Annotated in this window: 24 protein-coding genes and 1 pseudogene; 15 read left to right on the top strand and 10 right to left on the bottom strand. The window is 41.2% G+C overall.

The annotated features are described in order from the left end of the window. Positions 1–101: 101 nt before the first annotated feature. Both D0463_RS16425 and D0463_RS20325 read right to left on the bottom strand, forming a co-directional pair. Positions 102–458: pseudogene (locus tag D0463_RS16425) on the bottom strand (GNAT family N-acetyltransferase); the annotation flags it as partial. A 24-nt stretch (positions 459–482) separates the two neighbouring features. After that, a complete protein-coding gene (locus tag D0463_RS20325) occupies positions 483–641 on the bottom strand; it encodes a GNAT family N-acetyltransferase (protein ID WP_367946590.1) in 159 nt (52 codons plus the stop codon). 146 nt (positions 642–787) lie between these two features. Between D0463_RS20325 and D0463_RS16420 the strand changes: the two genes are divergently transcribed. Together D0463_RS16420 and D0463_RS16415 are read left to right on the top strand one after the other, a co-directional pair. Further along, positions 788–1,213, top strand: a complete 426-nt coding sequence (locus D0463_RS16420) for a disulfide oxidoreductase (protein WP_117308455.1) — start codon at positions 788–790, stop codon at positions 1,211–1,213. Beyond that, positions 1,210–1,689 (top strand): thioredoxin family protein, encoded by a 480-nt coding sequence (locus tag D0463_RS16415; RefSeq protein WP_117308454.1) that lies wholly within the window; start codon positions 1,210–1,212, stop codon positions 1,687–1,689. The genes D0463_RS16420 and D0463_RS16415 overlap by 4 nt, the downstream gene beginning before the upstream one ends. Positions 1,690–1,868: 179 nt before the next feature. Here the strand turns inward: D0463_RS16415 and D0463_RS16410 are convergent, their stop codons facing one another. Further along, positions 1,869–2,285 carry a DUF5365 family protein gene (locus tag D0463_RS16410; RefSeq protein ID WP_117308453.1) on the bottom strand — a complete coding sequence of 139 codons (417 nt, stop codon included), beginning with the start codon at positions 2,283–2,285 and terminating at the stop codon, positions 1,869–1,871. A gap of 207 nt (positions 2,286–2,492) precedes the next feature. On the opposite strand from D0463_RS16410, the gene D0463_RS16405 reads away from it, so the two are divergent. After that, on the top strand, positions 2,493–3,401 hold the full coding sequence (locus tag D0463_RS16405; protein ID WP_483295747.1) for an RluA family pseudouridine synthase: 909 nt from the start codon (positions 2,493–2,495) through the stop codon (positions 3,399–3,401). Between the two features lie 57 nt (positions 3,402–3,458). Here the strand turns inward: D0463_RS16405 and D0463_RS16400 are convergent, their stop codons facing one another. Together D0463_RS16400 and D0463_RS16395 are read right to left on the bottom strand one after the other, a co-directional pair. Continuing rightward, entirely contained in the window at positions 3,459–3,713 is a 255-nt protein-coding gene (locus tag D0463_RS16400; RefSeq protein WP_117308451.1) for a GlsB/YeaQ/YmgE family stress response membrane protein, read from the bottom strand. Positions 3,714–4,208: 495 nt separating this feature from the next. Beyond that, a complete protein-coding gene (locus D0463_RS16395; protein ID WP_160118461.1) occupies positions 4,209–5,039 on the bottom strand; it encodes an aldo/keto reductase in 831 nt (276 codons plus the stop codon). Positions 5,040–5,446: 407 nt separating this feature from the next. Between D0463_RS16395 and D0463_RS16390 the strand changes: the two genes are divergently transcribed. The 5 genes from D0463_RS16390 (at position 5,447) to ald (ending at position 10,583) form a co-directional block, all read left to right on the top strand. After that, entirely contained in the window at positions 5,447–6,064 is a 618-nt protein-coding gene (locus tag D0463_RS16390; protein ID WP_117308450.1) for a DUF47 domain-containing protein, read from the top strand. 14 nt (positions 6,065–6,078) lie between these two features. Then, positions 6,079–7,077, top strand: coding sequence for an inorganic phosphate transporter (locus tag D0463_RS16385; RefSeq protein ID WP_117308449.1), 999 nt, complete (start codon positions 6,079–6,081; stop codon positions 7,075–7,077). A 96-nt stretch (positions 7,078–7,173) separates the two neighbouring features. Beyond that, entirely contained in the window at positions 7,174–8,427 is a 1,254-nt protein-coding gene (locus D0463_RS16380; protein ID WP_117308448.1) for a PucR family transcriptional regulator, read from the top strand. Between the two features lie 58 nt (positions 8,428–8,485). Beyond that, positions 8,486–9,301 carry an EcsC family protein gene (locus D0463_RS16375; RefSeq protein ID WP_174234341.1) on the top strand — a complete coding sequence of 272 codons (816 nt, stop codon included), beginning with the start codon at positions 8,486–8,488 and terminating at the stop codon, positions 9,299–9,301. A 148-nt stretch (positions 9,302–9,449) separates the two neighbouring features. Further along, positions 9,450–10,583 (top strand): alanine dehydrogenase, encoded by a 1,134-nt coding sequence (gene ald / locus D0463_RS16370; RefSeq protein WP_117308447.1) that lies wholly within the window; start codon positions 9,450–9,452, stop codon positions 10,581–10,583. Positions 10,584–10,886: 303 nt separating this feature from the next. Here the strand turns inward: ald and D0463_RS16365 are convergent, their stop codons facing one another. Further along, on the bottom strand, positions 10,887–11,081 hold the full coding sequence (locus tag D0463_RS16365; RefSeq protein WP_117308446.1) for a hypothetical protein: 195 nt from the start codon (positions 11,079–11,081) through the stop codon (positions 10,887–10,889). A 185-nt stretch (positions 11,082–11,266) separates the two neighbouring features. Between D0463_RS16365 and D0463_RS19500 the strand changes: the two genes are divergently transcribed. Continuing rightward, positions 11,267–11,422 (top strand): hypothetical protein, encoded by a 156-nt coding sequence (locus D0463_RS19500; RefSeq protein ID WP_160118460.1) that lies wholly within the window; start codon positions 11,267–11,269, stop codon positions 11,420–11,422. 452 nt (positions 11,423–11,874) lie between these two features. After that, positions 11,875–12,660 carry an SDR family oxidoreductase gene (locus D0463_RS16360; RefSeq protein ID WP_117308463.1) on the top strand — a complete coding sequence of 262 codons (786 nt, stop codon included), beginning with the start codon at positions 11,875–11,877 and terminating at the stop codon, positions 12,658–12,660. Positions 12,661–12,817: 157 nt separating this feature from the next. Here D0463_RS16360 and D0463_RS16355 read toward each other — a convergent pair whose 3' ends face one another. From D0463_RS16355 to D0463_RS16340, 4 genes are all read right to left on the bottom strand, one after another. Further along, positions 12,818–13,003, bottom strand: coding sequence for a hypothetical protein (locus tag D0463_RS16355; RefSeq protein ID WP_117308445.1), 186 nt, complete (start codon positions 13,001–13,003; stop codon positions 12,818–12,820). Between the two features lie 166 nt (positions 13,004–13,169). After that, on the bottom strand, positions 13,170–14,555 hold the full coding sequence (locus D0463_RS16350; RefSeq protein ID WP_117308444.1) for an L-cystine transporter: 1,386 nt from the start codon (positions 14,553–14,555) through the stop codon (positions 13,170–13,172). Between the two features lie 164 nt (positions 14,556–14,719). Next, positions 14,720–15,532, bottom strand: coding sequence for a pyrroline-5-carboxylate reductase (gene proC, locus D0463_RS16345; protein ID WP_117308443.1), 813 nt, complete (start codon positions 15,530–15,532; stop codon positions 14,720–14,722). Beyond that, positions 15,529–15,864 (bottom strand): hypothetical protein, encoded by a 336-nt coding sequence (locus D0463_RS16340; protein ID WP_117308442.1) that lies wholly within the window; start codon positions 15,862–15,864, stop codon positions 15,529–15,531. The genes proC and D0463_RS16340 overlap by 4 nt, the downstream gene beginning before the upstream one ends. Positions 15,865–15,936: 72 nt before the next feature. Here D0463_RS16340 and D0463_RS16335 point away from each other — a divergent pair, with 72 nt between their 5' ends. The 5 genes from D0463_RS16335 to D0463_RS19700 all read left to right on the top strand — a co-directional run bounded on the left by D0463_RS16335 (position 15,937) and on the right by D0463_RS19700 (position 19,968). Further along, a complete protein-coding gene (locus D0463_RS16335) occupies positions 15,937–16,536 on the top strand; it encodes a DNA-3-methyladenine glycosylase (protein WP_117308441.1) in 600 nt (199 codons plus the stop codon). Between the two features lie 102 nt (positions 16,537–16,638). After that, complete coding sequence (locus tag D0463_RS16330; protein WP_117308440.1) at positions 16,639–17,550, top strand: putative selenate ABC transporter substrate-binding protein; 912 nt, start codon at positions 16,639–16,641, stop codon at positions 17,548–17,550. 14 nt (positions 17,551–17,564) lie between these two features. Next, on the top strand, positions 17,565–18,314 hold the full coding sequence (locus tag D0463_RS16325) for a phosphonate ABC transporter ATP-binding protein (protein WP_117308439.1): 750 nt from the start codon (positions 17,565–17,567) through the stop codon (positions 18,312–18,314). Beyond that, positions 18,311–19,111 (top strand): PhnE/PtxC family ABC transporter permease, encoded by an 801-nt coding sequence (locus D0463_RS19705; protein ID WP_216824910.1) that lies wholly within the window; start codon positions 18,311–18,313, stop codon positions 19,109–19,111. The genes D0463_RS16325 and D0463_RS19705 overlap by 4 nt, the downstream gene beginning before the upstream one ends. Then, complete coding sequence (locus D0463_RS19700; protein WP_216824909.1) at positions 19,111–19,968, top strand: PhnE/PtxC family ABC transporter permease; 858 nt, start codon at positions 19,111–19,113, stop codon at positions 19,966–19,968. The genes D0463_RS19705 and D0463_RS19700 overlap by 1 nt, the downstream gene beginning before the upstream one ends. Positions 19,969–20,262 lie beyond the last annotated feature (294 nt).

Here is a 20,262-nt window from a genome sequence, read left to right as displayed (position 1 = left end):
TTCCTGTGAAATAGTCAAACGATGCGCGCGCAAGGGTATTTATGATATTTATTCCCGGATAACGAAAAAAGCCGCACATCAATCTTCTTTTTCCTAAACATTTAGCTAATCCATTCTTCCTTCAATAAAGAGTACATATTTACACTGTGAGATTCTCCATATGAGTACAGATAATCCCGCAATATGCCCTCTTTACGGAAACCAATTTTTTGGAGTAAGTTATTGGAGCCTGAATTCTCAAGATAAACGATTGCCCCGATCCTGTTCAGGCTCAATTTTTCAAATCCGTAATTTATGACTTTTTCGACAGCCTGAGAGGTAATTCCCTGTCTCCAATAGCGGGGATTTAATTCATATCCTATCTCCGCCCGCTTATGCTTTGGCGACCAGGCATTAAAACCCACTGTTCCAATCAGCCGCTCTTCCCCTTTATGGTCAATTCCCCATCTAATTCTCTTTTTCGCTTCATAATTGCTCCTGAATCATGCGATTAAACGTTGGATATCTTCGATGCGTTCAAATGCCTCCTGGCCATAATGGGACATCACTTTTTCCTGAGAAAAATATTCAAAGAGGTCTTCAGCATCTTTTTCGGTAACATCTCTAAGGATCAATCCGGTCGTTTCTATTATTGGAAACATTTCACTTCCCCCTGTTAGATTGTAAATTTTTTCTATTTCAATTATGAAACAACTTCCACCAAAAAGAAATGATAAGAATATATATTTTACAAGGCAGGTGATTACATAATATAATTTTGAAGAAATCATAGGTAGGTGGAAAATGGATGAAGAATCAGGAAAATATTTTTTTTACGGCATGGGCTGTTGCCATCATTGCCATGTTTGGCAGTTTATACTTCTCGGAAATCAAGCAATATGAACCGTGTGAGCTTTGCTGGTATCAAAGAATCGTTATGTACCCTTTCACTGTCATATTAGGGATAGCGATTATAAGAAAAGATTACTGGATCAGCTTTTACACCATGATACTTTCCGCCATCGGTGCGAGTATTTCCGCATACCATTACTTGATTCAGAAGGTTACGTTTTTCTCTGAAAGCGCTCCTGCTTGCGGCCGGGTTCCCTGCACAGGACAATATATTAACTGGTTCGGCTTTATTACGATTCCTTTTCTAGCTTTAACTGCATTTGTTATGATATTTATCTGCAGTTATCTCGTATGGAAAAAAACCAGGGAGGCAGCATCATGAAAAAGATACTTATTTTTTTAGGCATCATCATCGTTCTATTCGCGGCAATTGCCATTATCACGAATATGCAAAAAGAAGAGCAATCTGAAGATAATCCGTACGGCAAGAAAGAGTTAAAAGCTTCCACAGTCGATCAGCTGGATGATCCCAATTATCAGAACCTGATTCTTCCGGAGCAACTAGAGAAAAAGCTTAAGAATAATGAGGACGTCACCGTCTATTTCTATAGCCCGGAATGCTCCCATTGTCAGGCAACTACTCCGGTCGTAGCTCCGTTGGCAGAGAATATGGGTATTGACCTTGTTCAATACAATTTGTTGGAGTTCGAGCAAGGATGGGAAGATTATTATATAGAATCCACGCCTACTATCGTTCACTTTAAAGAAGGTAAAGAACAAGACCGCATTGTCGGGTCTAATGACGAATCAGTATTTCAGGACTGGTTTGAAAAAAATGAGGTAAATAAAGAAAACTAGTCGATGGACGAACCTTTTAAGGAGAAGACAGAGACGTAGTTGCGTAACGCAGAAGGCCATTAATTATAGAATATCAACTAAAAAAGTTGTACTTAACTTATAAAACCGGAGCCGAACTCTATAGATAAGAGTCCGGCCCCGGTTTTTGATATAGAAGCCAATATTTATAGGATAAGTGCTTAAATCAAGTATTGGTTGGCAGCTTCTACATATAAAAGAAATGAATCATCATTTTCCTCATTTTTTAAGATGGCAAAATGATTGAAATCTAAAGGAAACAAAACACCGTAGTCATTCAGAATTCTGACATTGTTTTCGAACAATCTTTTAAATTTCCCCTCTAAGGTCATACTGCTGCTTTCTTTTTTCTCAATAATTGAGATAATAACCTGTAAACAGGTCATGACTTGAAATGCATCCTTAAGGGTGCCAAAATAAGTTATGCTGTTTGCAGGAGTCTGTAAGACCCCTATTTTCTCGAAATGAAGAATTTCATCTTCAGTAAAATACTTCGGAAAAATAGATCTGTAAAAGAATGAGACAAGATTTCCGATTTCCTGCTCCTGTTCAGATGTTGAAGAAAAAACAATCCTCACTAACAACCCACCTTTTAAATTATACAGACGTATATGTAAAATTCTTTTTTTTAGAATAACATAAGACCTATGAAAAAAGGGTGGAAATTATCCCCACCTCCCATTCAACCATAGGAAGAAAGATGCTACATTTTTCCTGATGCTGTCATTTTCAGGATTGATTGTAAAGAATTTTTATAAACCATGTCGAAAGTAGGGAGAAATTTGATTCAAACTGTCAGAAGAGGAAGATTCTTGATTGTCACCATTCCCGCCAAATGGAATCAACTAACTATCGAAGGAATTTTCAGGGATTATTGGAAGATTCCGAAAAAAATGATGCATGAATGGCGCATGAGTAAAGAAGTTACGATTAACAATGAATTTCGCTCTTGGAATTCACCTCTGCATGTTGGGGAATATTTACATATCCCTATTTTCGATAAGGGCAATCATATAGGTGTGATTGCTTCCGATTTAGAAACTTCTATATTATATGAAGATGAGCACTTATTAATCGCCAATAAACCGGCAGAAATGGAAACCCACCCTTCATCACCCGGGCAGATCGATTCACTACTGAATGGAGTAGCCTATCACTTAAAAAATGAATCGGGGATATTAAAGCATATTCATCGCCTTGATAAAGATACCACTGGAGCCGTTCTCTTTGCAAAAAATCATCTCACCGGTGCCCTGCTTGATAAAATGCTAGAGGAAAGAAAGATTACACGCAGCTATGTTGCTCTCTGTGAAGGCATATTGAAAAAAAATGAAGGAACGATTAATGAAAAGATCGGCCGGGACAGACATCATGCTACTAGACGAAGGGTTTCGCCAACAGGCCAAACAGCAATCACCCATTATCAGGTGTTAGAACGCTACTCTAAAAAAAGGCTCTCGCTCGTAAAGTGTTCCCTTGAAAGCGGACGAACCCACCAAATCCGAGTACATTTCAGCCATATTGGCCATCCGCTTGCCGGAGATACTTTATATGGCGGAACACCTGTTTTCGGGCGCCAGGCTTTGCATGGATACAAAATTGAATTCATCCATCCTATCACAGAAGAAAGGATTGTTTGCCGCGCGCCATTTTTAGATGACCCATCCATTTTCCCAGAGATTGATCTTCCATAATACAGAAAAAAACCTTCCCGCTTAAATTAACGGGAAGGTTTTTCACATATACATTCATTATGAAGCTTTTCGCATGCTTTTGAAGATCAGGCTTAAGATGAATACAAATACGATTGCCCCGATTAAAGCTGGTATAATCGCAAAGTCACCTACTACAGGACCCCAGTCGCCCAAGATTAAAGAACCTAACCAAGCACCAATGAAACCTGCGATGATGTTACCGATGATGCCAAATGGAACGTCTCTTCCAATAATCATCCCTGCTAACCAACCGATAATCCCACCAATAATTAATGACCATAAGAAACCCATGTTTTATTCCTCCTAAAATTAGATTAGTTTTTTTAGAGTGCAGAAGCAGGATGAATCCTAACCTCTCCTCTTACGGCAGTTCAACTAAAGAATAAACTCGAATTAAAACAGCTTTATTTGCCTTTGTATTTAACTTATAATTCCCTGTTTTTAAATTACAGGCATATAAAGTGTTTTAATCGGCCGCACCTTTAAGGATATTATCTGTTTTAAATCTGCATTTCATTCATTTTTCATTTTTTGCAATATCCTTGAAAAGCAACCCTTCGTGAAGTTATTCTTTAGTTGCTGTTCCGCCGTTGTACTAATTAATTTCCCCACTCACAAAAATCAAAACCTAAAAACGAATAAAAAATGGTATATAAATAAAATGGTTAATTCATTAAAAACAGGGTAATTATAATAAATTAAATAGTTTTGTTGCATAATTATACATATTTATACAGTGATGTATATAAAAAAAAGGAAGAGGCTGGACAGCCTTTTCCTTCCCGTTTAAAAATTAAAGTTATCTGGATCGGCACCAAATCTTTCATTAAGATTTAAAGCATCAATCTTGTTCATTTCATCCATGCTTAATTCAAAATCAAAAACCTGGGCATTCTCTTCTATGCGGGATGGCGTCACAGATTTAGGAATAACCACAATGTCATGCTGCAAATGCCATCTGATTAAGACTTGAGCAGTCGTTTTGCCGTGCTTATCCGCAATATGCTGTAAGGTCGGTTCTTCAATTAAGTTTCCTTGACCGAGGGGACCCCATGCCTGTACTTTCACTTCATGTTTCTGGCAGAAATCTCTTAGCTCCTCATGGGACAGACGCGGGTGCAATTCCACTTGGTCAATGACAGGCTTGATTTCACTGTTCGCAAATAAATCCTCCAGATGATGGACATGGAAATTGCTGACACCGATAGAACGGACTTTTCCATCTTTATAAAGTTTTTCGAGCGCTCTCCATGTATCATTGTATTTTCCTATTACAGGCCAGTGAATTAAGTAGAGATCCAAATAGTCCAGACCTAATCTTTGCAAGCTTTCTTCATAAGCTTTAAGTGTAGATTCATACCCTTGATCGCTGTTCCATACTTTTGAAGTAATAAAAAGCTCCGCGCGTGGTATGCCGCTTTCCCTGATTGCTTGGCCTACACCTTCTTCATTTTTATAAACCGCGGCTGTATCGATCGCCCGATACCCAACCTCAAGAGCTTTCTTTACCGAGTCCACTGTTTGGCTGCCGCTCTCCACCTTAAAAACCCCAAATCCGAGCTGAGGCATTTTCACACCATTATTTAAAGTAATCGTATCTTGAATATTTTGGATCATAACCAAACCCTCCTTTTTACTTAGTTCCGATTGTATCATTACAGGAATGGTATTACCTAGCGTTTAGTCTTTAAAATGAGAGAGAAAAATCGACAACCGGCAAGCTTTTTAAGGTGCCTGTTCCAGATTTGCGTTTTGTAGCGGGAATTCCTGTTTTTGTAGCCGCGACTCCCAAAAAACACCTGCTAATTTAGATAAAAAAGTCGTCTTTACCACTTTATTTTTAAATTTGTGTAGTTTTTTTAAAAATTCAATATTTACTTTGTTAAGTTTTTGTAAATTTTTATCGAAATTGCTCCCCTAAATGAAAAGAATCAGATAGAATAGTCTTCGCTCATATTATACATATACCGTTTTTGGATGAAGGGGTATGCGTAAACGGGCATTTAAAAAATGGGGGTTTTCTTATGGTTTTCAAGAAAAAGGACAAGTTTGCCATTCTGCTTTTAAGCATTGCACAAAACTTAAGAGAAGGCGCTGACTATTTCGCTGACTATAAACTGAATAATGTCAGTGATTTAAAGGCATTCGAAGAAAAAATGAAAGAGTTTGAGCACAAAGGCGATAGCATGGTGCATGAGGTCATCAGAGAATTGAACAATGCCTTTATCACTCCGATTGAACGTGAAGACATCCTGGCTTTAACGATGAGCATGGATGATGTCCTGGATGGATTAGAACATACTTCCGCGTTATTCGAAATGTATTCGATCATTAATGCAGATGAATACATGCTGAAATTTGTCGAGGCCATTAAGGAATGCACGTATGAAATCGAAAAGGCTGTAGATTTATTATCTTCGAAGAAACTACAAAGCGTTCGTGAAAATGCAATCAAAATTAAAGACCTTGAATCAGTTTGTGATGGCATTCAACGCCAATCTATTAAAAACTTGTTCTCCGTCGAAAAAGATCCGATTCGCATCATTCAATATAAAGAAATTTATGAAAACCTGGAAGAAATCGCGGACAGCTGTCAAGGCGTAGCCAATACCCTTGAATCAATTGTCATGAAGAATGCGTAAGGAGTCCTTTATACATGGATACATTATTTGTCTTAACTATACTGATTGTGATCATGGCTCTCGCATTTGACTTCATTAACGGATTCCATGATACGGCAAATGCCATCGCTACTTCCGTTTCTACTAAGGCCTTAAAACCAAGGCATGCGATCTTTCTCGCTGCAACAATGAATTTTGTTGGTGCGATGACTTTTACAGGGGTTGCCAAAACGATTACGAAAGATATTGTAGACCCGTTCACTTTGCCGAACGGATCTCTTGTTATTCTTGCAGCGCTGATTGCGGCGATTGCCTGGAACTTAATTACTTGGTATTACGGAATACCGAGCAGTTCCTCTCATGCACTCATTGGTTCAATAGCAGGCGCAGCAATTGGAGCTGCCGGTTTTGGCGTATTGGAATGGGGCGGTTTTCTCAAAATTCTTCAAGCCTTGATTATCTCTCCATTGCTGGCATTTGGAGTTGGTTTCCTGGTTTACAGCATTTTTAAAGTCATATTTAAAAATAATAACTTGACCAAAACCAATAAGCGTTTCCGTTATATCCAAATAGGAACCGCAGCACTACAAGCATACACCCACGGTACGAACGATGCCCAGAAAGCTATGGGGATCATCGTAATGGCCTTGATAGCAAACGGTCAACTTGATAGTGCTGATATACCACTTTGGGTTCAATTCTCTTGTGCCCTGGCAATGGGCCTTGGCACTTCAGTCGGCGGTTGGAAAATCATTAAGACAGTGGGCGGCGGAATTATGAAAATCCGCCCGGTTAACGGAGTGGCAGCCGACTTGACCGGTGCATCCATTATCTTTGGAGCAACATTAATCCACTTACCAGTAAGTACAACGCACGTTATCTCTTCCTCCATCCTTGGTGTCGGATCCGCCCACCGGGTAAAGGGTGTTAAATGGGGTACTGCGCAGCGTATGATTATTACATGGTTTATTACACTGCCAATCTCAGGGACCCTGGCAGCTCTTATTTATGTTATATTGAATTTTTTCTTCTAAACAAGCAAAGGTGGCAGGCACCATTCATTTTATGGATGGTGCCTGCCACTTTTCTTTGTTAAGATATGAATAAATACGTTGAAGGGATTTTGTTATATGCAGGAATCCAGTAAAAAACGAGAAATTTTTAAAGGGGTTTACGGCGATCTGATGGAGTTTGCGGATCGAATCAGTTCAGCGCTGGGCTGTCCGGTCACTATTGAGGACGGAAACCATCGGCTGCTTGCATACAGTACACACGAAGAAACGACCGATCAAGCGAGGATTTCAACGATTATCGGGCGAAGGGTTCCTGAAAAAGTCATCAATAGCCTTTGGAAAGAAGGGATTTTGCCTGCCCTCCTAAAATATGAGAAACCGGTACAGGTTCCATCAATCGATGATGTTGGTCTCGGTAAGAGAGCTGCCATTTCCATCCGAAAAAATAATGAAGTCCTCGGTTTCATTTGGGCTCTTGAGGCCAGTAAGCCCTTTTCTGAGGAAGATATGGAATTTTTAAAGCTTGCTGCCAAAGAAGCTAAAAATCAGTTGCTGCAGCTCCAGCTTCGAAAAAAAAGAAAAGAAGAAAGCTACCAGGAGTTTTTTTGGCAATTGTTAACTGGGCATTACGAAGAAGAACAAGAATTATCGGAAAATCTTACACAATTCTCCTTTGACATCCCTACCGTCTTTTCTGTCATCGTTTTTGAGTTTCCAGATGAAATAAACCGGGAAATCGAACGCCACATTACCTATATGCTTACAACTACCCAAAAAGTGAAACCTTATTTTTTCACTACTGACCAGAATCGATTGATACTATTAAGCGGGGATGAAACCAGGACAAATTTTTCACAATCGATCAATGATTTTATCCCTTACTTCATCACACAAATGAAGTCTCGATTTGACGTTAGTGGGATATTTGGAGCCTCAGGCGGCATTTACAAAAAGTTGTCAGATGGAACACACAGCTACAAGGAAGCCTTATTTACGTTAAAAATAAAGCGTGCTTTTCCGGATGATACGGCAATGATGACACAATACCAAGAACTTGGCATATATCAAACGATGGATTTAATGGTGACAAGCAGATACGCACACACTGAAGATGTCTCCATTCAATTCCTAAGGTCTTATGATTCCAAAAATCAAACAGATTTGTTGATTACATTACAGGTTTATTTAGAAAAGGATTGTCACCCTATTGAAGCTGCTAAAAAGCTTCACATACACGTGAATACGTTAAACTACCGTTTGAAACGCATTGCTGAAATCAGTGAAATTAATTTAAAAGATCCTTTACAAAAAATGTCATTGTTTCTACGTTTTAAAATCTGGAAATACGAAGAATTTTTAAAGAAAAAATGAAACCTGCTCTTGTTTTTTTCGTATAAAAGGTAAAATTCACACAAAGGATGGACACTTATTGATACTCGAATCTAAAGAAACGTTACAACAACTACTCAGAGAAGTCGAGACTTGGGAAAAGGATCAAAAGGGGTTATGGTTTTGGGACAGGATCGGCAGGCTTCCTTTCAAAATCCTGGATAAGATCACTCCCGCATTCATCCAAAAGAAAATAGGTTCCTTATTAGAAGAACTAGGCAGCTTCATTCAATCCGGAGGGCGCTATTTGTCAAAGGAAAAAACAATCATAAATAAATTGCAGTTCCTGCTTCCTGATCTACACCTTACAAATATAAATGACATACAGCAGGTTCCTCTTAAAGTGATGGACACTGTTGGTGAAGAAATTCAAAAGACCAATAGCCAGGTTGCGACTGTACAGGGAGCTAGTACAGGTATTGGCGGGATTTTCACCCTAGCCGCTGATATTCCAGTGTTATTAGGTCTTTCGTTAAAGACGCTTCAGGATATAGCTGTTGCTTATGGATATGATCCTAACGATAAAGAAGAAAGAATCTTCATTATAAAATGCCTTCAATTTGCAACATCTGATATTGTCGGTAAAGAAGCAATTCTTAATGAGCTTTCTTCTTTTTATCAAAGCGAAAATAGAAATTCGAAGGAAATGATGTCCCAAATACAAGGCTGGCGGGAGGTTGTTTATACTTATCGCGATCAGTTCGGCTGGAAAAAGCTCTTGCAAATGGTCCCGATCGCCGGCATGATTTTTGGTGCATTCACGAATCGCTCAATGATTTCAGATATTGCTGAAACTGGGCGTATGCTATACCGTAAACGGCGCATTCTCCAACGGCTGGATGAATTAGCGACATAATCTAAAAGCGAATTCCTTTAATAACAGGAACATTTGTGAAATTACACAAAGGCTTCTGTTTTTCTTTTCTTAATTACACAATAAACAACCTTTATGTAAGCGTTATAATTTTTACAAAGGACGAAATTTTTTATTGGAGGTATATATCATGCGAATAGGTGTACCAAAAGAAATCAAAAACAACGAAAATCGTGTCGCGATCACTCCTGCTGGTGTAGTTGCTTTAGTGAAGGCCGGCCATGAAGTATATATTGAAAAAGACGCCGGAGCTGGAAGCAGCTTCGCAAACGATTCCTATCTTGCGGCTGGTGCATCAATCGTTGAAAGTGCAAGCGACGTTTGGGCGGGCGCTCACATGATCTTAAAGGTGAAGGAACCTATTCAATCGGAATATAAATACTTCAGAAAAGGATTGATTCTTTTCACCTACTTGCACCTGGCAGCCGATCCTCAATTAACACAAGCTTTGAAAGACAGCGGCGTGTTGGCCATTGCTTACGAAACCGTGGCAGTGAACAATACTCTTCCTTTATTAACACCGATGAGCGAGGTTGCCGGCCGCATGAGTGCACAAATCGGCGCTCAATTCCTAGAAAAGCCAAAAGGCGGAAAAGGAATTCTACTAAGCGGTGTCCCTGGTGTAAAGCGTGGTAAGGTCACAATCATTGGCGGCGGTGCTGTCGGCACGAATGCTGCTAAAATAGCGATTGGTCTAGGTGCAGATGTGACAATCATCGACTTAAGCCCTGACCGTCTCCGCCAATTGGATGACATATTCGGAAATCAAATTACGACATTAATTTCAAATCCGTTCAACCTTGCCCACGCAGTAGCCGAATCGGATCTCGTCATCGGTGCCGTATTAATTCCAGGTGCAAAAGCGCCTAAGCTGGTTACCGAGGAAATGGTGAAGTCGATGTCTCCTGGATCCGTCATTGTCGACGTTGCGATTGACCAGGGCGGCATTTTCGAAACCGTTGACAAGATTACCACACACGACAATCCAACATATGTTAAGCATGGCGTCGTGCATTATGCGGTTGCGAACATGCCGGGAGCTGTTCCGCAAACATCAACAATCGCCTTGACTAACGTAACCATTCCTTATGCATTACAAATCGCAGATAAGGGGGCGGCACAAGCAATTCGGAGTAATGCCGCACTTGCTAAAGGGGTAAACGTGGCGAATGGAGAGATTACCTTTGAAGCTGTGGCAAATGATCTAGGCTACACATATGTGAGTGTTGAAGAAGCTATAAATAACGAGAGTATTAACGCCTAAGAACAAAAGCGCAAGCGCCTTGTACGTAAGGAAGAACGACTAAGACCGCCACATCGTTATGTCTTCGTCGTTCTGACCCACATCCTGTGGGCCCCCGACAAGCATAAGACGCATCAGTATGGGGAGGGATCTTCTCCCCATCTGATGATTGGCTAGACCAGAGAGGGGTTAGGCGCTGGAGCTGGATATAGATCATTTAGCATTAGTTATCCACACAAATAATCACAAAAGCAGTGGATGTTTTCCAAAGAACATCCACTGCTTTTATTTAGCTATATTTAATTTGCCTGTTTCAATTATTTTTCAATACTCGATTTTAATTATCATTTTTTTAACAGAGCCTCTTCTAACTGGCGGAATCAGCTTCTGATATTTTAGATCCAAACTTTCCAAGGTGTCTTCAATGTAAAACTGCATGTCGCAATCAGTAAGCGGGATTTCTACCTCACCCTTTTCTTTTAAGATCACAATCATTTCCTCGTAGTTTGTTTCCAGCACGATTCTTCCACCTCATTTTAGAAAACTCATTTAATTACCTACTTCTATATATACGATATACAATTGGAAATTCCTTCTTTTGTAAAAATTTTACTATAAGTATTGAACGTCCGTTGATTCCAAGAATACACTTTTTGATTAAAGAGAATCCTACAAAAATACAGTTAAAAAAGGAAGTGACAATCATGTTGAAAAAACAAAGACCCAATAAAACCGAAAAAAAAGCAGATAAACCATCTAAAGCTTTAAATGATCTCGATCCTGAGATGAACCTCCAATCCGTTACTTTTGCAACAACTGAAAACCTTTACTTAAACCAACACGATAATGATGAATCATAGCCCGCGATATAATGGAATCTGTCCCAAAATAGGGTTTAAGATGCTTCCTATGAAACAGATAAATTTGATTTAAGCGAAAAAACTGATGATTTTAGCGATTGTCCCATTGATTTAAGCAAAAGTACATGCGATTTAAGCGAAAGCCTATGGACCGCTCAAAATATTAACAGGCAATTGACAAATAGAAAATTTCAGAATATTATGTGTATATTAAATGAAGGAAGGAATGATGTTTAAAAATGAAGTTCTAATCTTTTTTCTTGTTGGTTTTAGATTTGGTAAACCTTAAGAATAGGATTAGTATGCTCATTTTTAAACCATTCTTTATGAACCATTTGCATGTTTCCATTTGGTGAATATGGTTTATTGCTGCTGTCCGCTCTCTAGGTTTTAGAGAGTTTTTTTGTTGTCAAAAAAGAATGAAGGAGATGACGGATTTGAATAGCAGACAAATGCAAAAGCCATTACAGGGAAGAATCGCTATCGTTACAGGAGCTAGCCGCCTTAAAGGAATTGGTGCGGCGATTTGTAAAGAATTAGCCTCCCAAGGAGCAGATATTTTCTTTACTTATTGGACTAAATACGATCAGCAATTCTCGTGGGGAGTCGAACAAAATGAACAGGAATTACTAAACCAGCAGATTCTTCACATGGGGGTTCGGTGCAATAGCGCGGAGGTTGACTTGTCATCTCCCACGGAAATCACAAAGCTTTTGAAAATGGTTCGGGATCAGCTAGGCGATCCGCATATATTAGTGAATAACGCTTGTTATTCAACCGATGACAATATTGAGAATGTGTCTCCAGCTACTTTGGACGCTCATTATGAAATAAACGTTCGGGGTACTACCCTGCTTTCATCGGAATTTGTAAAAAGTTTTACACATGAATCAGGCGGAAGAATTATTAATATAATCTCAGGACAATCATTACAGCCGATGTTTAACGAATTGTCCTATGCAATCACAAAAGGAGCCGTTGAAACGTTGACATATACATTGGCCGCAGCTGTTGCCGATAAACGGATTACCGTCAATGCGGTAAACCCTGGCCCCACGGATACTGGATGGATGAACGATAAATTAAAACAAGAAATCCTCGCTCGCTCACCTCTAGGGAGAATCGGCCAGCCTGCCGATGCGGCACGTCTTATTTCCTTCTTAGCTGGTGATGAGGCGGAATGGGTGACGGGCCAGGTCATTCATTCGGAGGGTGGATTTAGGAGATTTGGCGGTTAAAAAAATTTTTTATATTTACTTTTGCTAAGACTCTGTTAATGTATTATGATCGTTTATGCTTTTCAAAAATCTGTGTATACTCCAAGGGAAACGCTTTTTTTGAAGAAAAAATATTATGAAAACATGTTGCAAGAAAATAGGTGTATATAATTGAAATCTAATCATTAACTAATGCTTCGCTGTACATCTTTGAACGTTCTTGATCAGTATCAGGAGCATCCATCCCTACAAACTCAACCTTTTTTACTGAAGCAGGTTTATGCGGATCGGCAAATACGTTTGTTGCGGATGGGAACAAAAAAGCTAAACTTAATAACGGAACAATCACTTTTCTTCCTTTCATCTCTTTCGCCTCCATTTTTTTATTATTCTGGACCTGTCTTAGATAATAGAGAACAAATATTAAGAAAATATATAAAGAAGAAAAATAATATGTAAATAATAGAAAAAAGCCCGCAGACTCATTTAAGGTCTGCAGGCTTCCACTCCCGTCTCGCAGGAGTTCTTTATTATGCTTCAGCTTCGATTTTCAATGATTTGTCATTATATGTTTCTGTATCGAGTTCGTTTACCACTCGGCTGGTCAGAATACCAGAGGTCATGCTTCCGCTGACGTTTAATGCGGTGCGTCCCATATCGATCAATGGTTCAACTGAAATGAGCAGCCCGGCGAGTGCGATTGGCAGGTTCATCGAAGAAAGGACGATAAGCGCTGCGAACGTCGCACCTCCGCCGACACCGGCAACCCCAAAGGAACTGATGGCTACGACAATAATCAATGTCGCGATGAACGACGGTGAAAGTGGATCAATTCCAGCCGTTGGAGCGATCATAACCGCAAGCATGGCAGGATATAACCCCGCGCAGCCATTTTGTCCGATGGTCAGTCCGAAAGAACCGGCAAAGTTAGCAATCCCGTCCGGAACGCCAAGCTGTTTTTGCGTTTTCACATTAAGCGGCAAAGCGCCCGCACTGGTACGGGACGTAAACGCAAACGACAGAACCGGAAAAGCTTTTCTGACATACGTAAGCGGGTTTAATCCACCTAATGAGAGCAATAACAAATGAATCAGGAACATGACGATAATCGCCGCATACGAAGCAATGACGAATTTCCCTAAATCGACGATAGCATCCAAATCACTTGTTGCCACCGTTCTTGTCATGATCGCAAGAATACCATATGGTGTTAAGCGCAAGATCAGCGTGACAACCCTCATAACAATTGAATATAACGTATCAATAATTTTCGCGAAGAATTCCGCGTGCTCCGGTTGCTTCCGTTTCACACCAAGGTAGGCAATCCCTAAGAACGCAGCGAAAATAACGACGGAAATCGTTGAGCTTGGACGGGCACCGGTAAAGTCCAAGAACGGATTTGCCGGAATCAACTCAAGGATTTGCTGAGGCATTGTTTTTCCTTCAATCGTTCCATATGTTTCCTCGAGCTCCTGGGCTCTTGCCGTTTCCGCATCGCCTTCAACAATTTGGGCTGCCTCCAAATCAAATACAAAGGCTGTGGTGATTCCGAGTGCGGCTGCGATCGCCGTTGTACCTATTAAGATTCCAAGAATGAGCGCACTGATTTTTCCGATATTGCTTGCGAGCTTCAGTCTTGTAAAAGCAGACACAATCGAAATGAAAACGAGCGGCATGACAATCATCTGCAGGAACTTCACATAGCCGCTTCCGATAATATTGAACCATTCAACCGAATTCAAAATTGCTTCTGATTCCGGTTCGTAAAACACCTGGAGCAGGAATCCGAAAAGTATCCCAAGTCCTAACGCGGTAAAGACTCTTTTTGTAAAAGAAACATGCTTCCTTTGCATAAACCAAAGAACTAATAAAAGAATGACCATGATTGCAATGTTTATGATCACGAAGCCAGTCATACAATTTCCTCCTTAAATGTACTGGCAATTATTCCAAGATATTTAATCGGAATAATTGTTGCATTATTTATATTATCCTTTCCTGTGAAAAATTCTACTATTCTGCTCAAAGGTCTCTGCTCAGAAAATGCATTCGTTAAAAATATAACGAGATGCTTTTTAGCTTACTCTTTATTTTTTACGAGTTCTTTACTTTTAGTCGTACATGCCTTCATCGCGGATAGTACGGCGGCGCGAAATTGGTTTTCTTCTAGCGCAGCCACCGCTTCAATCGTCGACCCGCCCGGTGTACAGACCGCATCCTTTAGTGACCCGGGATGCGAATTCGTCTCAAGCACCATTTTTGCTGCACCTAAAACGGCCTGTGCCGCCATTCGATAAGCCTGGTCTCTTGAAATTCCATCCCTGACACCGCCGTCGGCCAACGCTTCAATAAACATATAGACATAGGCCGGGGAAGAACCGCTAATGGCAGGAACCGCATCCATCAGCCTTTCATCCATGATTTCCGTTTTCCCGAAGCTATTCAGCAGTGAAAGTATTTCATCCAAATCAGACTCGGATACTGCAGGATTTACAGAAACGGCCGTCATCCCCTCTCTTACCAGTGAAGGAGTATTCGGCATAGTCCTCACCACTTTTACCGGTTTTCCAAAGGCCTGTTCAACGGCCTTCGTTGTAACCCCTGCAGCTATCGTAATGATGACGGCATCTCTCCTTATATCATCCTTAATTTCTTTAATGACAGACTCATACCTGTCCGGCTTGACCGCCAGGAAGAGAAAGTTGGCAAAACCGGCGATTTTCCGGTTATCCAACGAACCCCTAATATGAAATTTACTTTCTATAGCAGTTAATGTGTCCTGGCCGGACGTACTAAACATAATTTGATCAGCCGTCACTATTTCAGACGTCAACATCCCTTCTATCATCGCCTGCCCCATTTTTCCGCAGCCGATAAAACCAACATTCTTCATCTTGTTTCACACCCTATTTTAAATTTTTCAGCATATACAGTTTTTCCAGCCGCCGTTTTGTGAATGGTATTATGACTCATGCATTTATTTTTTACAGGTTTAACTAATTCTAACACTCTTTCGATCAGGACTTTTGTTGCCCGGATTTTTGTTGTGTTGCCCGGTCGGCTTTTTGTAGCGGTAATCCAACCGATTGTAGCCGAAAATTTGTTTTTGTGCCGGACCCCCATTTTGTAGAGGAAATCCAATCGATTTTTCGTTGTGGATTTGCCGGACTTTGTAGCCGGAAAAGGAACTTTTGCTTCCAGAATACCGTTTGTTTGCTGGGACATATCATGCAATTCCTGTATGCAACTTATATAATAAGGAGACGATATTTTTTAGAGAAACGAGGAAAAAACGCCATGCCAGAAGAAGTTCAAAACGTAACGCCGCAGCCCAAGGAATTTTTCGAAAAACCTACCTTAGAACTTGCACAAGCCTTGCTTGGCTGTCTCCTTATAAAAGAAACTCCCGAAGGTACCGCTGCGGGATATATTGTGGAAACGGAAGCCTATATCGGTCCGGAGGATAGAGTCGCACATAGCTTTGGTAACAGACGGACGAAGCGGACAGAAGTCATGTTTGGGGAACCCGGCATGATCTATACATATTCGATGCATACCCATACATTGGTCAATGTCGTGAGCGGCGAAAAGGAACAGCCGCATGCCATATTGATCAGGGCGGTCGAACCTTACCTGGGCATTCCGCTGATGCAGGAAAGGCGGGGCATGTCAGAGCTTAAAAAATTGACGAGCGGTCCCGGCAAACTGACGAAAGCACTTGGTATCACGATGTCAGATTACGGACACTCATTCAGAGAACCGCCTTTATGGATTGCTCCAGGAAAACCGCCAGAGAACATATCAACCGGCGCGCGCATCGGGATAGACAATTCGGGTGAGGCAAAAGATTATCCGTGGAGGTTCTGGGTAAGCGGCAGCCCATATATTTCCCGATAGAAGGATTTATTTTACCCCTCCAATAGGCTGTTATCATTGAAAAATGTAATAATAGGTGTAAAATCTAATAGTCACTTATATTTCAAGAAAGGAATGATAAATTTGAAGAAATTATTCTCATTATTATTAATGCTAACTGTGGCCATCGCCATCGTAGCTGGATGTTCAACAAACGATGATTCTAATGACAGCGGAAGTTCCTCAGATAAAAAATCAGACGAAGTTTTCAAAATCGGGGCCCTACCCGACCAAAATGCTGCTGATTTAAGCAGAAGCATGGATGTTCTTTCGAATTACTTAAGTGAAGAAACCGGACTTAAAGTCGAGTATGTTCCATCTGTTGATTACGCTGCTCTTGTTACTGCATTTGAACGCGGTGAAATAGACATGGCTTGGTTCGGCGGTTTAACGGGTGTCCAGGCAAGAAATCTTGTTCCTGAGGCTGAGGCATTTGCCCAGCGTCCCCGCGATAAGGAATTCCATTCGATCTTCATTGCGCAAAATAGTGTGAAGGCTGATACGTTAGCAGACCTTAAAGGACTTAATTTTACATTTGGTAGCGAAAGCTCTACTTCCGGTCATTTAATGCCACGTTATTTCTTAACTAAAGAAGGAATCGATCCGGAAAAAGACTTGGACGGACAGCCAAATTACTCAGGATCCCATGATAAGACTTATAAGCTTGTAGAATCCGGTGCCTTTAAAGCCGGGGTATTGAATGAAGCCGTCTGGGAAGCTGCAGTGGCAGAGAAAAAAGTCGATACGAACAAAGTGAAGGTTATTCATACTACCCCTTCCTACTATGACTATCATTGGACCATAAATGAGGTCGACGATAAGTTCGGAGAAGGCACGAAGGATGATATGAAGAAAGCCATTCTTGCTATCAATAAAGACAATGCGGACTTGAAAGAGTTCCTCGATTTGTTCCAGACAGATTCCTTCATTGAAACAAAAAACGAAAATTATAACACAATTGAAGAAGTCGCAAAAGAACTCGAGATCATCAAGTAGAAGGTGATAAAGAGATGCCGATCATCGAAATAAATCATATAACGAAACAATTCGAGCGGAAGATAGCCTTATCTTCCCTTTCTTTTCATGTGGAAAAAGGAGAAACGGTTGCGCTCATCGGTCCAAGCGGTGCAGGCAAGTCAACGCTGTTGAATATCCTTGCCGGAATCACTGCTCCAGACAATGGGACCTATTTATTAAACGGAACCGCTATTCAACAATTTAACAATAGAAAAGAACTCGCAAGAAAAATCGGGGTAATCCGCCAGCAATTCGATCTGATTGGAGCGCTTCCAGTCATCCAAAATGTCCTGGCAGGGAGGCTCGGGGAATGGGGATTCTTTAAATCGATGTTGTCTCTATTTCTGCCACAGGACAAGCAGCTCGCAGCAAATGCCTTACATCGTGTCGGACTGCTGGACAAAATATATGACCAAACCTCCAAACTTTCTGGAGGAGAACAGCAGCGCGTCGCCTTGGCCCGCCTGCTTGTACAAAGTCCGGAAGTGATTCTGGCTGATGAGCCGGTTGCTTCCTTGGATCCTGCACGAGCTGAGGATATTTTAGCCATGCTGACAAAGCTTGTAAACGAGGAAAAACAGACACTTGTGATGAGCCTCCATTCTGTCGAGTACGCCACAAAATATTTCTCAAGAATCATCGCTCTGCGTGATGGAGAAATCTTTTTTGATCTGCCGACAAACCAAATCACCAAAGAACAATTGGCTAATCTTTATGTTTTAAAGGAGATGGCCGAGAGATGAAACCATTCCTATCTCCCCTTGCTCTTCATAAAAGATCGGTCCTGTCGCTTCTTCTTTTGACTGCCTTTATATGGAGCCTGTTTTCCGTTACCTGGAGTCGCGACCTGGTTCATGCCGGCGGATGGGCAACCACTGTGCAGATTTTCGAAGGTCTGATCAACCCGGATTTTTCCCCCGATATTTTGAGACTTGCAGTGGAATCTTCATGGACCACGATTGTTTATGCGGTAACCGGCATGACAATTGCTCTTATCATCGCGTTTGTTTTAGGGATTTTAGCTTCGGGGGTATTAGCTTCCTCCCGCTCGGTCCGCGTGGTTACAACAGGATTTTTTAGAGGAGTATTGGCCGTTATCAGAGCGATTCATGAACTCGTTTGGGCACTTTTATTTGTCGCCGTCATCGGACTGTCTCCTTACGCTGCCGTTTTTGCCCTTGGTATTCCTTATGGCGGTATCCTTGGGAGGATATTCGCCGATATGTTAAATGACGTTCCCAAAGAACCAATCATGGCTCTCCGCGCAACAGGCGCTTCAAGACTGCAATGTCTGTTGTACGGATATTTGCCGTTAGCCCGTGCCAATATGCTCAGCTATGTGATGTACCGCTTCGAATGCTCCATCCGTTCATCAGCGATCATGAGTTTCGTCGGACTCGGAGGTCTCGGCTTCCAAATTCAGCTTTCCCTTGCCGATCTTCACTATGACGAAGTATGGACATTCCTCTTCTTTTTGATTGCGATTGTTGTCCTGATTGATGCCTGGAGCAACTCCTTACGAAAGCGGCTGGTATTATAATGAGTACAATAAAAATCCCATCCAAAAAAAGGCGCTTTTCGTTTAAGACATTTTCCATCCTATTGTGCCTTGCCTTGCTCACCGGTTCATGGGGACATATTTTCTTCGGAGAAAGGGCGAACTTTTTCGAACTTTTTAACGAGCGGAATTTGGAGTATGCAAAGAAGTTTTTCTCCGGGCTATTCGGCATAGGGGAAGAAAATCCAGCTTTTACTGATAAAGAAAGCTGGAAGAATGCCGTGAAGCTTACGTATGAAACATTGCAAATGAGTGTCATGGCGATTGGATTTGCCACGATTGCCGCCTTGCTAACAGTTATCCCTGCCGCACGGAATATCGCGGACGGATCTTTAACCGCTTCAAAGCGTTGGTACAGTTGGATTTTATTCGGTATTATCCGTGGCATCTATATTTTTTCCCGGTCCATCCCCGAATTGGTCTTCGCGATGGTAATCGTGTTCATCCTGAAGCCTGGCATTTTGCCGGGAGCCATCGCACTTGCGCTTCACAACTTTGGAATTCTCGGGAAGCTCTGCGCAGAAGTAATCGAGGATACGGACGCTAGGCCGATGCGCAATCTCGCATCAAGCGGAGCGTCAAGTGCGCAAATCCTTTTCTATGGCATCATTCCAACAGTCATGCCGAAGTTTCTCACCTACATCCTCTATCGCGGCGAGGTAATCATGAGAACCTCCATCATCGTCGGGTTTGTGGGAGCCGGAGGACTGGGCCAGCAATTCAAACTGAGCCTGAGCTATTTCCATTACACAGAAATTACACTGCTCCTTATCTGTTATATTATTCTCGTTTTTGTGGCAGACTTTATTTCAGAGGGCTTCCGTAAAGCCGCCAGATGATGAGCATAAAGACAAAGGGGCTGTCCCGAAAGTGGAAATTCAGCCGAAATCCGGACAAAAGTAAAACCCAAGAATACTGTTAAATCAGCATTCTTGGGTTTTTAATTTGGATACATTTTACTCTTAAATGGACTTCCTAGAGAGCCCCTTTTGTTTTGCCTCTATACTTAAGTCAAAGATAAATAATTTCACTATACTCCCTCTAAAAATAAGGCTCTGTTAAACGATAATGTTTGTTTTTGGGAAGGGAATCTGCGAGACTCCTCGAAAATGCATACGCATTTTCTCGTGCGG

The organism is Bacillus sp. V59.32b, assembly GCF_003429085.1.
Lineage (GTDB): Bacteria > Bacillota > Bacilli > Bacillales > DSM-1321 > Peribacillus.
The sequence above is the reverse complement of the archived record's forward strand: the minus strand, read 5'-3'. Positions and strand labels throughout refer to the sequence as shown.